The sequence below is a fragment of the Syntrophaceae bacterium genome (assembly GCA_013177825.1).
GTDB lineage: Bacteria > Desulfobacterota > Syntrophia > Syntrophales > PHBD01 > PHBD01.
Genome location: JABLXX010000016.1, coordinates 25,345 through 39,749, shown reverse-complemented (window position 1 = coordinate 39,749; position 14,405 = coordinate 25,345). Strand labels below are relative to the sequence as shown.

The 14,405-nt window shown below is 62.6% G+C and carries 15 protein-coding genes; 11 read left to right on the top strand and 4 right to left on the bottom strand.

Annotated features, from left to right (window positions below):
• Both HPY65_18840 and HPY65_18835 read left to right on the top strand, forming a co-directional pair.
• On the top strand, positions 1-188 hold a 188-nt coding region (locus HPY65_18840), incomplete at its 5' end, for an HAD family hydrolase (protein NPU86537.1).
• Between the two features lie 24 nt (positions 189-212).
• The gene (locus HPY65_18835; protein ID NPU86536.1) at positions 213-935 is read left to right on the top strand and encodes an acyltransferase; all 723 of its coding nucleotides are present in this window, start codon (positions 213-215) and stop codon (positions 933-935) included.
• Positions 936-1,164: 229 nt separating this feature from the next.
• Here the strand turns inward: HPY65_18835 and HPY65_18830 are convergent, their stop codons facing one another.
• Entirely contained in the window at positions 1,165-1,587 is a 423-nt protein-coding gene (locus HPY65_18830; GenBank protein ID NPU86535.1) for a GNAT family N-acetyltransferase, read from the bottom strand.
• Between the two features lie 256 nt (positions 1,588-1,843).
• On the opposite strand from HPY65_18830, the gene HPY65_18825 reads away from it, so the two are divergent.
• From HPY65_18825 to HPY65_18785, 9 genes are all read left to right on the top strand, one after another.
• Positions 1,844-2,593, top strand: a complete 750-nt coding sequence (locus tag HPY65_18825; GenBank protein ID NPU86534.1) for a ParA family protein — start codon at positions 1,844-1,846, stop codon at positions 2,591-2,593.
• A complete protein-coding gene (locus tag HPY65_18820; GenBank protein ID NPU86533.1) occupies positions 2,586-3,242 on the top strand; it encodes a hypothetical protein in 657 nt (218 codons plus the stop codon). Before HPY65_18825 ends, HPY65_18820 begins: the two co-directional genes overlap by 8 nt.
• Positions 3,242-3,556, top strand: coding sequence for a YhbY family RNA-binding protein (locus HPY65_18815; protein ID NPU86532.1), 315 nt, complete (start codon positions 3,242-3,244; stop codon positions 3,554-3,556). The genes HPY65_18820 and HPY65_18815 overlap by 1 nt, the downstream gene beginning before the upstream one ends.
• 183 nt (positions 3,557-3,739) lie before the next feature.
• Positions 3,740-4,399 (top strand): histidinol phosphate phosphatase domain-containing protein, encoded by a 660-nt coding sequence (locus HPY65_18810; GenBank protein NPU86531.1) that lies wholly within the window; start codon positions 3,740-3,742, stop codon positions 4,397-4,399.
• Positions 4,400-4,471: 72 nt separating this feature from the next.
• Positions 4,472-5,758, top strand: a complete 1,287-nt coding sequence (locus HPY65_18805) for a glycosyltransferase family 4 protein (protein ID NPU86530.1) — start codon at positions 4,472-4,474, stop codon at positions 5,756-5,758.
• Positions 5,739-6,449 (top strand): methyltransferase domain-containing protein, encoded by a 711-nt coding sequence (locus HPY65_18800; protein NPU86529.1) that lies wholly within the window; start codon positions 5,739-5,741, stop codon positions 6,447-6,449. The genes HPY65_18805 and HPY65_18800 overlap by 20 nt, the downstream gene beginning before the upstream one ends.
• A gap of 13 nt (positions 6,450-6,462) precedes the next feature.
• Positions 6,463-7,494, top strand: coding sequence for a phenyltransferase domain-containing protein (locus tag HPY65_18795; GenBank protein NPU86528.1), 1,032 nt, complete (start codon positions 6,463-6,465; stop codon positions 7,492-7,494).
• A gap of 148 nt (positions 7,495-7,642) precedes the next feature.
• The gene (locus tag HPY65_18790; protein ID NPU86527.1) at positions 7,643-8,248 is read left to right on the top strand and encodes an acyltransferase; all 606 of its coding nucleotides are present in this window, start codon (positions 7,643-7,645) and stop codon (positions 8,246-8,248) included.
• Positions 8,249-8,419: 171 nt separating this feature from the next.
• Positions 8,420-10,006, top strand: coding sequence for a radical SAM protein (locus HPY65_18785; protein ID NPU86526.1), 1,587 nt, complete (start codon positions 8,420-8,422; stop codon positions 10,004-10,006).
• A gap of 483 nt (positions 10,007-10,489) precedes the next feature.
• Here the strand turns inward: HPY65_18785 and HPY65_18780 are convergent, their stop codons facing one another.
• From HPY65_18780 to HPY65_18770, 3 genes are all read right to left on the bottom strand, one after another.
• The gene (locus HPY65_18780) at positions 10,490-11,836 is read right to left on the bottom strand and encodes a butyryl-CoA:acetate CoA-transferase (GenBank protein NPU86525.1); all 1,347 of its coding nucleotides are present in this window, start codon (positions 11,834-11,836) and stop codon (positions 10,490-10,492) included.
• A 173-nt stretch (positions 11,837-12,009) separates the two neighbouring features.
• A complete protein-coding gene (locus tag HPY65_18775; GenBank protein ID NPU86524.1) occupies positions 12,010-13,701 on the bottom strand; it encodes a PAS domain S-box protein in 1,692 nt (563 codons plus the stop codon).
• Positions 13,698-14,366 (bottom strand): class I SAM-dependent methyltransferase, encoded by a 669-nt coding sequence (locus HPY65_18770; protein ID NPU86523.1) that lies wholly within the window; start codon positions 14,364-14,366, stop codon positions 13,698-13,700. The genes HPY65_18775 and HPY65_18770 overlap by 4 nt, the downstream gene beginning before the upstream one ends.
• Positions 14,367-14,405: the final 39 nt, after the last annotated feature.

Genomic DNA, 14,405 nt, shown 5'->3' with positions numbered 1-14,405 from the left:
GGGTCCTGGTCGGATCCGCCGTGATGGTGGTCCTCCAGATGCTGTTTACCTACACACCCGTCATGAACCGGCTCTTCCAGACGGCTCCCATTTCCGCCCGTGACTGGGGGATGATCCTTCTCATCTCCTTCGGGATTTACCTGGCGATCGGCCTCGAAAAGAAGGCAAGAAACGCAGCGCGTTCCTGACGCGGAATCCGAAAGGAGCAATCCATGGGCAAGACAACAGACAACATGCTGGACGAGATCGGCGCCATCATCCGGACCGGCCTCGATGAGGACGGCACGCTCCACATCTTCAGGATCCTTGACGGCCCGGCCTATCCGAGGGAATTCCTGGAAGATATGACGCTCTACAGCGAGCTGCTCCCGCTGGGGCGCGAGCATCCTTTCACGTCGGAGCAACGCTGCCTTCACTTCCTGTGGGACGCCTTCGACCGGCTCCCCGTGTGCCTGGACGCGAATTTCGGGATCCTTTTCCGGAGGCTGATCGCGGAGCGCCTGTTCAAAAAGTGCGGTACCGGCTTCATTGCGGAAGAGAACTGCCGATTCAATTTCGGGCAGAACATTGAGGTAGGCGACTTCGTGTTTTTCAACCGGGGCGTCTTCGTGGATTCCAAGGGCGGCGTCACCATCGGCAATCATGTGGCGCTGACGGAAGACGTGCGCATCTTCACGCACAGCCACTCGGAGGCGTCGCACATCGTCCGGGAATACAAACCCGTGGTCATCCGGGATTACGCGAAAATCTATTCCGGTGCCGTCATTCTCCCCGGGGTCACCGTAGGCGAGCAGGCGATCGTGGCCTCACACTCCATGGTCGTCAAGGACGTTCCCGCCAACGCGCTCGTGGCGGGCATGCCCGCTCAGGTCGTCCGGATGCGGAAGACGGAGGGGAGGGAGGGAGAAGAATTGGACCACCTCTGGCTGTTCTGACGGGCGGCCGCTGAAAAGGGGCCGTCTGCTGCGTTTCTCTCGTCCTTCACCGCTCGACGTACCGAAAAGTACGACTCGCGGCTCCGGACTTCGAGGGCCTTGCATCCGACCCCTTTTGAGCGGCCTTCGAACGCCGCCGGAGTACGCCTCACTCCTCAGGACTTGCGCGCCTTGTCTGCGGGTTTTTTTCGAGGTCGTCAAAAAATAAATCTGACCTGTTTTCCGGGGTTCATTCCACCATTCCCTTTTCCCGCTTTTCCTCGTGGCGGAGGAAACGGCCCATGCCCGTCTTCAGGCGGCCGAATCCCATGGTCTCATAGAAGCCCTCCCGTCCCGGGCTGGCATAAAGGATGACGTTGCAATGGCCGACCTTTTCCAGGATCGTCTCCAGGATTTTTCGGCCCAGACCCCGGCCCTGGTGTTCCGGCGTCACCACCATGTCGTACACGGCCGCCTGGTAGGCCCCATCGGAAATGGCCCTTCCGAAGCCGATGATCCGCTCGCCCGAATAGACGAAAACGACCGCTTCGCTGTTTTCGAAGGCCCGGCGATGGCGGGCGTGGTCGTAAAACCCCATGCCTGCCTCCCGGAGAGCCTCCTGAACCTGATGCCAGTCAACTCCCTTGCAGTCTTCCCGAAACCTGTATTCCATCGCTGCCCCTCCCTCAAAGGCCGTGTATGCGATTTCCATGTCCCGGCCGTGATGCTCTGCCCGCGGATCTGCTGAGCGTCGCGAGCGGGCCGGATCATACTACATTCAAGACCCGAGCGGTAGCCGCCATTGCAGAGGCTGGGGAGCCTGTTTCGAGAAAAACCGGAAAAACGGTTGCGCGGCAGGGCCGATTGATATTATCAATGCCTGTCGGTTGCCTGTCTTCATTCTCATTCCAAGAATAAGGAGGCGGAGCATGGCCAGAAAGATCGCCTTCACGAACCAGAAGGGCGGGGTCGGCAAGACCACCGCCGCCCTCGGGCTCGCCGGCGGGCTGACCCGCCGGGGGAAGCGGGTCCTCCTGGTGGACCTGGACGCCCAGGGAAACGCCTCGGCCTCCCTGGGGCTGATCATCGAGGGAGACGGGCGCACCGTCAAGGATCTCCTGGCGGAAGGCGGGAATCCCAGGGAGTTCGTTGTTCCGACAGAAGAAGCGGACGTTTTGCCGGCCAACAACGCCCTCAAGGACATCGAGCCTCTTCTGCACCGGGACGACGGCGTACGGCGACTGAAGAAACTTCTTGCCCCCCTGGAACGATCCTATGACTTCATGCTCTACGACTGCCCGCCCAGCATCAACGTCTTCACGCGCAGCGCCCTGGCGGCGGCGGATGAGGTCATCGTCCCGGTGGAGGTGGGATTCTTCGCCATCCTGGGACTCAAACAGCTCCTGGAGGAAATCGAGGGGATCCGCAAGGAGTACAACCGCACCCTGAAGCTCCGGGGGGTCCTGCTCTCCAAGTTTGACCGGAGGACAGCCCTGTCCGACCAGATTCTGCAGGTTCTCCGGGACGACCTCGGAGATCGCCTGCTTCGCACGGCCATCCGGGTCAACATAGACTTGGTGAAGGCTCAGATCGCCCAGAAGAGCATCTATGAATACGGTCCCCGGTGTGCCGGGACGGAGGATTTCTGGGCCCTGACGGAGGAAATACTGAATGGCTAGGAAGAACGAGGAGCTGCTGAAGAAGCTGAGCGCCCTGAAACCGTCCACGCCGACACGAACACGGGGCGCAAAAGCGACAAAGGGAAAGACGTCGGACGGGCAGGAAACGGGGAGCGGAAAGAAAAAGACCGTCGGTCCGGCGGAGATCCGGAAAGCGAAACCGGCAGTCCCGGACGTGATGAAAAGGAAAGCTGCTTCCGGAATATCCGCCACAGCAGAGGGCAAAAAGCCGATACGACCAAAATCCTCAGGGGTGAAAGCGGCGGGAGTCGACAAAAAGCCGGAACCGGCGGAACCGATCCGGCAAAAGACGACGCCGGACACGAGGGTTCGTGAGTCCGGCAGCCGGTCGGAAGGGATGCCGTCCGCTCCTCCCGGAAAACCGGATGAGCCCTCGCCGGTGCAGCCGGAAAGTCCCCCGGCGACGGACCGCTGGAATGCTTGGAAGGCCGGATTCTTTCAGGCTGCTCCGACTGCCGGCTGGGGCGCCTTCGCGGAGGCGTCGAACGCGGCCTGTCAGGAAGCGTCACGTTTCCGGCAACTCTGGTTTAACGGCTGGATTCGCTATACCCGCCTCCTGATGGAGGTTGCGGATCTGAACTGGAAGGTCATGCTGGGCTTCGGACGGCCCCGGACGGGAGGACATTGATGGAATTACAGGGGTTCCAGAGGAAATATCTCCGCGGACTGGCCCACGGACTCAAGCCGTTGGTCCTGATCGGGCAGTCGGGCCTTACCGATGGCGTCCTCGCCGCCGTGGAGGGAGCTTTGGCGGAGCATGAACTGATCAAGGTCAAGTTCAACGATTTCAAAGAGAAAGACCGGAAGGGGGAGCTTGCCGCCCGAATCGGGACCGCTGCGGGAGCGGCGCTGGTCGGGCTCATCGGCCACACGGCTATCTTCTATCGCATGCAGACGGATCCGGCCCGGAGGCAAATCCAGCTTCCCCGCCGCGCTTCCTGACGGGAGAAGCCCGGAACCGCCGGCGGGCCCTCTCCGGTGGTTCGATTCGGTCCATCCCTTCGAAACTCTTCAAGTCTCACGGCTCGGCCGCGCGATATTTCGTTGACCTCCCCGTGGAAATCTGCTAATTAGTCCGCACCGATTCAGGAATCGGCCGATATTACAGGGAAACGTGTTGATTTTGTGATCGATCTTCACACCCATTCCATCTTCAGCGACGGTGAGCTGATCCCATCCGAAATGGCCCGGAGGGCTCAGGACAGGGGGTATTGCGCCCTCGCCATCACCGATCACGGGGACCATTCCAACCTGGATTTGATCGTTCCCCGCATGGCGAAGGTATGCCGGAAACTCTCGGATGCCTTGGGGATGCCCGTCATTCCGGGGATCGAGCTGACCCATGTCCCGCCGATGTATATCGCCGAACTGGTCCGGGAGGCCCGGGAACTGGGCGCCCGCCTCGTCGTCGTCCACGGGGAGACCATCGCCGAACCCGTCCTGCCGGGCACAAACCGGGCCGCCATCGAAGCGGCCGCGGATATCCTGGCCCATCCGGGCCTGATTTCCGAGGCCGAGGCCATGCTGGCAAAGGAGCGGGGGGTTTTCCTTGAAATCTCCGCCCGGAAGGGACACAGCCTCACGAACGGGCACGTCTCCGCCCTGGCCCGCCGATTCGAAGTTCCCCTGGTTCTTAATACGGACAGCCACGGCCCGCAGGATCTCATCACCCGCGAACAAGCCGTCCGGGTGGCCCTCGGGGCCGGCATGAACCGCGGGGAAGTAGAAACCATGATGAAAAATTCCGAGGAGCTGGTCCGGCGGGTAACCGCCTGGGGATCCTGATTCCGGCCGGGGCAGTGCCCCGCACCCGCCATCCCCCTCCCTGAGGTTTCAGCCCGCCCGAAGAAAACCGACATGAAAAAGAAAAAGACAACGAAGGCCAAGAAGTCCAAGCGTTCCAGCGGCTCGCTCAAGATCTGCCTCCTGACCTACCGCGGCAATCCGGCCAGCGGCGGACAGGGGGTTTACATCAAATACCTGAGCCGCGCTCTCCGGGACCTGGGGCACAAGGTGGACGTCATCTCGGGCCCTCCCTATCCGGAAGTGCCGGAGGGGATCACCCTTCACAAGCTCCCGGGCCTCGACCTGTACAACCCGGATCATCTCTTCCGTCCGGCCCGGTACCGGGATCTGCTGACCCCGGTCAATACGGTGGAATTCCTGGACATGTGCCTGGGCGGATTCCCCGAGCCCCGGACCTTCGGCACCCGGGTCCATCGCTGGTTCCGCGACCGGAAGCCGGCCTATGACATTGTCCACGACAACCAGTGCCTGTCCTGGGGCATCCTCGAGCTGGAAAAGCTAGGGTATCCGACGGTGGCGACGATCCACCACCCCATCACGGTGGACCGCGACACGGAGATCGAGGCCGCTCCCAACATGCTGAAGAGACTAAAGGTACGCCGCTGGTACACCTTTCTCGACATGCAGATCAAGGTCTCCCGGCTGTTCTCCCGGATCATCACCGTCTCCGAGTGTTCGAAGGGGGACATCAGCCATTCCTTCGGTGTGCCGGAAGACAGGTTCCGGGTGGTGCCCAACGGCATCAACATGGACTATTTCTATCCCGCCAACGGAAACGGGCGCCCGGAGAACACGATTCTCGTGACCAACAGCGCCGATACGCCCCTCAAGGGGTTGCGGTATCTCCTGGAGGCCGTCGATTCCCTCCGGCGACGCCGTCCGGTCAAGCTCACCGTCATCGGGGAGCCCAAGAAGGACGGGGCCATCGAGCGTCTGGTCCGGGACCTCCGGCTGGGGGACACGGTCACATTTACGGGCCGGATTGCCTGGGAGGACTTTGCCGGGTATTACGCCAAGGCCACGATGGCCGTCATCCCCTCGCTGTATGAGGGCTTCGGGATGCCAGCCGGCGAGGCGATGGCCTGCGGTGTGCCCGTCATCAGCACGACCGGCGGAGCGCTGCCGGAAGTGGTGGGCGACGCCGGCATCCTGGTGCCCCCGGCCGACCGGGAGGCCCTGGAGAAAGCCATCGAGGACCTCCTGGACAATCCGCGGAAGCGGGAAGAACTCGGCCGGGCGGGTCTGGAGCGCGTGAAAGGGGCCTTCACCTGGCGGCATGCCGCCCAGCAGGGCGTGGATGTCTACCGGGAGGCCATGGATGCTCACCGTCGACTTTGATCGCCTGAACCTGCGGCCGGGCATGAAAGTTCTCGATGCCGGCTGCGGAACGGGCCGTCATATCTGTGAGGCCTTCCGGCGGGCCGACATCGTCGCCGTGGGGCTCGATCTGAACGAGGATGACCTCCGCAAGGCCGGGGGCACGCTCTGGGTCATGAGCCAGGAAGGCGGATGCCGCGGCGACGTCATGGCCCTCAAGTCGGATGTGACGCGGCTGCCTTTTCCCGACGGGGCCTTCGACGTCGTCATCTGTTCGGAGGTGCTGGAGCATATTCCCGACAACCGGACGGCCGTGTCCGAGCTGATGCGGGTCCTCAAGCCGGGTGGAGACCTGGTGGTGAGCGTCCCCCGATGGCTTCCGGAGCGGATCTGCTGGGCCCTTTCGGAGGCCTATCACAACGAGCCGGGGGGCCACATCCGGATTTACCGGAGGCGGGAAATCCGGAGACTCCTGGAGGAGGCGGGCGCCACCTGCCGGGGGATCGACTATCGGCATGGTCTTCACGCCCCCTACTGGTGGCTCAAGTGCCTTGTGGGCCACAAACGCGAAGACTCGCAACCGGTGAATCTCTACAAGCGTTTTCTCGAGTGGGACATCATGGAAAAACCCAGGCTCACGGTCATCCTGGACCGGATGCTGAACCCGCTGATCGCCAAGAGCATCGTACTCTATCTGAAGAAGGGTTGCTGACATGGAGCGAACTATGACCCGTCCGGCCCTGAAGCCGGCCCTGAGACTGGATGTGGACGTAACCGCCGGGTTCATTGCCGGCGTGCAGAAGAAGAATGGAGAAATCCCCTGGTCCGTGGGCGGCAAGACGGACCCGTGGGATCATGTTGAAAGCGCCATGGGGCTTGTCGTGGCGGGACGCTTTGAGGAAGCGAAACGGGCCTACCGCTGGCTGGCGGATACGCAGCTCCCGGACGGAAGCTGGTGGTCCGGCATTCGGGACGGCGTCGTGGAGGACTCGACGAAGGACTCCAACTTTTCCTCCTACGTCGCCGTGGGCGTTTTCCACTACGGCCTCGTGACCGGGGACTGGGACACGGCCCTTTCCTTCTGGCCGATGGTCGAAGGCGGGATTGAATTCGCCTTGGACCTTCAGGCCCCGACGGGAGAGATCTACTGGGCGCGGAACAAGGAAGGCGTAGCCGATCCCATGGCCCTCCTGACCGGTTCCAGCTCGATTTTCATGAGCGTGAAATGTGCCCTGGCCATGGCGGAACGCCAGGGGCTGAAGAGGCCCGGTTGGGAGGAAGCCCTGAAAAGGCTCGGCCATGCCATCCTCTATAAACCGAACCGGTTCAACATGATCAAGTCCCGCTTTTCCATGGACTGGTACTATCCGGTCCTGTGCGGCGCCCTCAAGGGGCAGGATGCCCGCCGGCGCATCGACCGCTACTGGGAGCGATTCGTTGTTCCCGACTGGGGGGTCCGTTGCGTCTGCGACCGGCCCTGGGCGACGATGGCGGAGACGTCGGAACTGGTCCTGGCCCTGGATGCCGTCGGGGAGCATGAGCGGGCCAAGGCCGTCTTCAACTGGATCCTGGACAAGAAATATGACGACGGCTCCTACTGGATGGGGGTGACCTTTCCCGATGCCGTGATCTGGCCGGAGGAACGGACGGCGTGGACGGCGGCGGCGGTTCTCCTGGCCTATGATGCCCTCTGCGGACTGACCCCGGGAGGCCGCCTGTTCCGGCACGGTTTCTGGGAAAACGGGACCCCCCGCTGAGGGGTGGACCGGCGGCGGTCCGGAGGGGCCTGTGCTGAGAGAACACCGCCCGTACATCCTCAAGCGTCTGGACCAGGCTTTTCAGACCTGGTACGCAGGGTACTTCCTGCGTCCCCATTTCGATCACCTGGGCCGGGGGGGTACCTATATGAAGCCCTGGCATGTCGAGGTCTTCGGCGGGCCCATCACGCTCGGCGACTATGCCCACGTCATCGCCGCCCCCGACAGGAAAGTGCGCCTCACCGTCTGGTCCACCCTGGAGACGGGGGGCCGGATCCGGATCGGCGACTACTGTCTCCTGTGCCCCGGCGTGAGGATCTCCGCCGCCCGCGAAATCACCATCGGCGACAGCTGCATGATGGCCCACGGGGCCTACATTACCGACGCGGACTGGCACGGCCTCTATGACCGGGCCGATTCGGCCGAGGCCGTGGCGCCCGTGAGGCTCGGGAACAATGTCTGGATCGGAGACAGCGCCATCGTCTGCAAGGGCGTGACGATCGGCGACCACAGCGTCGTCGGCGCCGGCGCCGTGGTTACCCGGGACGTGCCTCCCTATACGGTGGTGGCGGGCAATCCCGCCGCGTTCGTAAAGGAGCTGGACCCCGCGCTGCCCATGAAGACGAGGGCAGACTGGATGGCCGATCCCCGGGGGCTGGCGGAGGAGTTCGCGATCATTGACCGGCACCATACGAAGGGCAATACCTGGGCCGGCTGGATCCGGTCCCTGCTGTTCCCTCGCCGGGGAGACTGACGAATCCGGCAGCGCCCGCCCGCGCGGCTGGACGGCCGGAACCGGGCGCGGGGGCCGTCACGGGAACCCCTTTCGGGGAGCAGATTCATCCCCCTGTGGGGAAGGGCCGCGAGGAACTCGTGAAAAATCGGTTATCGTGGAAGTCGAGCTAAGAAAGGGAATACAGATAAAATGAAAGTCGCCATCATCGCTCCGCCTTATCCCCTGGAGGAGGCGCCGGCGCCGCCCCTGGGGGTCAGCTATGTTGCCGCCGCCTTTGAGCGGGCCGGAGCGGAGGTCCGGATCTTCGACTATATCGTCAGCCGTTACACGCCGGAAAAACTGAAAGCCCAGCTTGACGCCTTCCAGCCCGACGCCGTGGGCGGCACGTCGGTAACCCTGAACTTTCCCGCGGCGGCGCAGATCGTCTCCGCCGTCAAGGAGCACAACCCGGACATCGTCACGATGATGGGGGGGCCCCATGTATCCTTCGATGCCGAGGGAACCCTGAACACCTATCCGGGCATCGACCTCATCGTACGCGGTGAGGGAGAGGACACGATCGCCGAACTCCTGCCCGCCCTCAAGGAGCGGAAGAAATGGAAGGATATTCTCGGGCTGTCCTTCCGCGACAACGGTTCCGTGACGGAGACCGGGACCCGGCCCTTCATCCCCGACCTGGACGACCTTCCCCTGCCGGCCCGCCATCTCCTGCCTTTGTCGCGCTACCAGGCCCTGGGTTATCCGGTGAGCATCATCACGAGCCGGGGCTGTCCCTATTCCTGCATCTTCTGCCAGGGCCGGCGGATGGTGGGGAAGAAGGTGCGGCAGCGGACGGCATCCCGGGTGGTGGATGAGATCGAGCACATCCTGTCCTACGGCATCGACCGGATCAACGTGGCCGATGACCTCTTTGTGTCGAACAAGAAGAAAGTGCGGGACGTCTGCGACGAGATCCGGCGGCGGGGGCTGAAATTCACCTGGAGCGCTTTCGCCCGCGTAAACACGGTGGATCCGGAGACCCTGGCGCTCATGCGCGACAACGGATGCGACAGCATCAGCTACGGCGTGGAGTCGGGAAACCAGGGAATGCTGGACATGATCCGGAAGGGCATCACCCTGGAGCAGGTGCGGAAGGCTGTAAAGATGTGCCTGGATGCCGGGATGGTTTGCCACACCTCGTTCATTGCCGGCCTGCCCGGGGAAACCATGGAGACATTGAAGGAGACCGACGCCTTCGCCCAGGGCCTCGGGGCCATGTACGGCTATCACATCCTGGCCCCGTTCCCCGGCACGACCGTCCGCGAGGAGGTCGATTCCTACGACCTGGAGATCCTGACCAGCGACTGGTCCCTCTACGATGCCAACCGGGCCGTGGCGCGGACATCCGCACTCGCCCCGGCGGACATCGAGCGCTTTGTGGCGGAATTCGAGGGAGCCATCGACGAGGAGTGGCAGCGGATGATCCGCGATTACCGCAACGGCACGGCCTCGCCCTACGCCCTCTTCCGGGTGGAGGGGCACTTCCGTACGCAACTGATCTTCAAAATCCTGGCCGGGGACCTGGTGGAGACCCTGGGGACCTTTCCCGCCGAAGGTGGCCCCAGTGACAGCCTGGCGGAGTTATGTCGCCGCATCCAGGCCGTGGCCGACGAAGGCCTGCCGCTGGTGGAAAAGGTGATCGGCGAGTTCGTCGGCAAGGGATTCCTGAAGGTGGAGCGGCAGGGAGACCGCTACCGGTGGTTCTGGACTCACAACAACCGGGTGGATCATCTGTAGAGATGACAGGTCAGGGGAGCGGATTTCAAATCCGCTCCTCCTTTTCTTTCTTTTTGCATCGTGGCGCGGGGGCTGTCACGGGGGCTCCCGCCGTCGCGGAGAATTTCCCGCGGAGTGCATTGTCCGACCGAGCGGCCGTCCGGGTGGAAAATTCTCCTAATCGCTCCTCTGGGAACCCCCGGCCGCGCCCCCGCGAACGTCGGTCGGGGAGGGGGCTTCCCGGAGCGCGAATAGAGGCTTTTTCGGGGTACCCTGTCGTCGCAGCGCAGCGCCCGCAAAGTCATCTGTCTGAGCGCCGCCAGGCGCGAGTTATGACTTTGCAGCGGAGCGAGACGCTGCAGGGTCGAAAAAACTCTTCTGAGCGCGAGGGAAGCCTCCCTGCCACGCAAGTTGGCCTTTCATCCGCTCCTGATTGAAAAAGAAAAATGGAAAGGGGAGCGGATTTGAAATCCGCCCCCCGCTTTCTCGCCTTGTACCATCACTTCATCCGCGCCTGTTGCTCCGGCGCCAGATCCCCTGAGCCTCGGCGGCCCTGATCAGCTCCTCCCGCGTGTCGGGATGGGCGATGCCGACAAGCCCCTCCGCCCGTTCCCAGAGAGATTTGCCTTTCAGATTCACCTTCCCGTATTCCGTGACGATGTAGTGAACGATGCTCCGGGAGTCCGTGACGATGCCTCCCACCTGGAGGGTCGGAACAATCCGGGACTTCGTGGAGCCGTCCTTGCCCTTGTAGCTGGAGGGGAGGCAGATGATGGACTTGCCGCCCTTCGACTCATAACCGGCGAGGACGAAATCGAGCTGCCCGCCGGTGCCGCTGATCTGGCGGATGCCCGAGGACTCTGAGCAGGCCTGTCCGTAGAGGTCCACCTCGACGGCGTTGTTGATCGTGATCAGGTTGTCGTTCAGGGCGGCGACGGCGGGCTTGTTCGTGTAGTTGACAGGATAGATGGCGCACTGGGGGTTGTCGTCGATGAAATCATAGAGGATCTGCGTTCCCAGGGCGAAGGTGTAGACCATCTTGTAAGGATCGATGCCCTTCTTGCATCCCGTGATCTTGCCGGCGTCGGCCATGTGGACGTAAGCGTCGACGAGCATCTCCGTATGGCAGCCCAGGTTTTTCAGGTCCGAATCGGCGATCATCATGCCCACGGCATTGGGCATGCCGCCGATGCCGAGCTGGATGCAGCAGCCGTCTTTCATCTCCTCCAGAATATGGCGCGCCACCTTCTGGTCGATCTCCGTGGCCGGAGGCGAAGGCAGCTGCGTCAGGGGCGGGTTTTCTCCCTCGACAATGAAATCCACTTCGCTGATGTGGATTCCCTCTTCGTATCCGCCCAGGCAGCGGGGCATCTTTTCGTTCACTTCCACGATCACCGTTTTCGCGCGCTCACAGGACGCCTTGGTGAAGGAGTTCTGGGGCCCGAAATTGAAATAGCCGTGCTTGTCCATCGGGGTTACCTGGAGCATGACTACGGCGAGATCGTCGATTTCCTCCCGCACGTAGCGGGGGACCTCCGAATACTTGATGGGGATGTAGTAGACCGGTACGCCCTTGTCGGCGAACTTCCGGTCGGCCCCTGAATAATGCCAGCTGTGCCAGGTGAAGTGTTCCCCCGTCGGGTCCGCCTGAAGCACCTCCGGGAGGTAGGCCGTGACGGTGCTCCTGATCTTGACGTCCCTCAGCTCGCCTTTCCGATTGGCCAGGGCCTTGTCGAGGGCCCTGGGCATCCCGGTGAATTCCCCGTATTCGACCCAGTCGCCCGAACGGATAACCTGAACCGCCCGCTCTGCAGTAACCCGTTTCCCTTTGTATTCTTCCATCCGTTCCATCTGCACCCCTCCTTACACTTGTGCTCATGGATTCATGAAAAACGACCGCCTCCGGAAGCCCCATCTTCACGGAAGAAGCACTCCCCGCATACAAGTCTTTGTCCTGTAAGGGATAAAGGGGGGCAAGGCAATATAATAAGGATGAATATAATGTGTAAGGTTAATGCTTATAGTTAAGACAGGGAGCCCAGGTAGGAGCGGAGATTGCTCTTCTGGCGGGTGAGGCCCAGCTTGTTCCGGATGTGGCTGCGGTGCAGGGAGACGGCGCCGGGGCAGACGCCCATCAGGTCGGCGATTTCTTTGGTGGTCTTGCCTTCCTTGACGAGATTCGCCACCTGCAGTTCCTTCGGCGTCAGGTTCAGATGACGTGACGACAGGCGGTGCGAGAATGGCGAGATGATGTTCGCGAGGTTTGATTCGAGAACGTCCAGCAGGGCCAGGTCGCGCTCCCCCGTCCGGCCGCGCCGGAGCTTTCCCAGGTAGGGCAGGACCAGGGCCTTGAAGTTGGACAGGACTTTTTCCTCCAGTTCTGTCCGATCATCCTCCCGTTGCTTCAAGAGAACCTTGAGGGCCGTGTTGACCTCCTCGAGGCTCCGGGACTTCCGCTGCACCTCCTGCTCACGCTTCCGGAGGGCCGCCTCGGAGCGTTTCTGTTCCGTGATGTCGGCGAAGGAGGCGACGCTCTTCATCGTTCCCGGGATCATGGCGATGGTGATGATGACGTTTTTCCACTTTCCCTGCCGGTCGGCGAACACGAACTCATAGTTCCGGGGGGCCGCCAAAGGATCGATCCTCCGGACCCGGTGATACTCGAGCATCCGGGGGAGGTCCCGGGGGGTAACGAACTCCGTCCACTTGCGTTTCCCTTCCCAGTAATCCTTCGGCGCCCCCGAGAGTCGCTCGAACTCGGAATTGACCAGGGAGAGGGTCATGTCCTCCTCGATGATGATCGTCGCCGTGCCGGTTGTCTCGAAGATCGTGCGGTAGAGGGTTTCGGACTCCCGGATTTTCTGTGCTGCCAGTTTCTGTTCCGTGATGTCGGCGAAGGAGGCGACGCTCTTCATCGTCCCCGGAATCATCCCTACGGTCAGGCTCACGTCCCGCAGCCGCCCGGCGCTGTCGACGAAGACGAACTCGTAGTTCCGCGGCGGCGCCGCGGGATCCCGGCGCCGGAGAAAGTGGTAGGCCCGCATCCGCTCGACGTCCCCGGGGGCGACGAATTCCGTCCAGCTTTTCCGCGACTCCCATTCCTCCCGCGCATATCCCGACAGCCGGACAAATTCCTCGTTGACCAGGGAGATGGTCGTGTCCTCCTCGATGATGATCGTCGCTGTCCCTGTGTGCTCGAAGATGGCCCGGTACAGGTTTTCCCTCTCCCGGAGGCGCTCTTCCGCCAGCTTGAGCTCCGTGATGTCCATGCAGTTGCCCAGAATGGCCGGCCGGCCTCCGTAGGTGATGGAGGTGACGGTCTCCATGATCCAGCGGGTTTCTCCCGTCTTTGTGATGATCCGGAAAACGTGCGGCGCCGTCCGCTTCCCCCGGAGCATGTCGCGGGCGTTCCTTTTCACGTCTTCCTTGTCGTCGGGGTGAATCACGGCATCGGCATTCTTCTGCAGGAGTTCTTCCGTGGTGTAGGAGGCGTAGGAGGCGGCATTGGCGTTCACGTTGCAGAACCGCCCGTCCTGAACAACATAGATCCCGGCGAAGGATTTCTGGGAAATGGTCCGGTAGATCTCTTCGCTCTCCCGGAGCTGCTCTTCCACGATCCGGTAGCGGGCGAGGTTCTTCTCCAGTTCGGAAATCCGCTGCCGCAGGAGTTCGTTCCGCTCCCGGAGGCCCGGTTCCTTCCGTTCCTCTCCACTCACGGTCGGAACCTCTCCCAGGCGGCCGCGGCGGCGGAGGTCATGGTCCCGCAGGGGGCCCGCCGGAGGATGCCCAGCGTTCCCGTCACGGGCAGCGCCTCGAAGAGGCCCGAGGCGAGGGCGAGGTTGTAGATGCACCAGGGGGCCTGGCCTCCCTTGGCGGGATCGGGGAAGAGGTCGTGAATGGCGAGATAACCGCCCGGAATCAGGTGGGAGACCCAGGAGTTGTAGTCGGTGAAGGCAGCCTCGAAGGTATGGCCGCCGTCGATGAAGACGAGGGCGAGAGGGCTTCGCCATTGTGCGGCGACCTCGGCGGAACGGCCGACGATGGGGATGACCGTTCCGATCAGGGAAAGCTCCTCCAGGGTCCGGCGGAATAGGGGAAAGGTGTCGATCCGTCCGGTTTTCGGATCCAGAAGATCCGGATCGAAATACGCCTCCCCGGGCTGCTGCTCCTCCGAGCCCCGGTGGTGGTCGATGGAATAGAGCACGCCGCCCCCTTCCCGGCACCCCAGGCCCAGGTAGGCGGCGGAGAGGCCACAGTAGCTTCCGATCTCCAGGCAGGCTCCCAGGCGGCTGGCCTCCCGGGCCAGATCGTAGAGCCGGGCCGCCTCCTCCTCCGCCAAGAATCCCTTGAAAGTGCGATCGCGAAGATCCCGGAAATCCATGTCCGCTCCCCCTTTCTTGTTCGCCGCCTTTCCTACCAC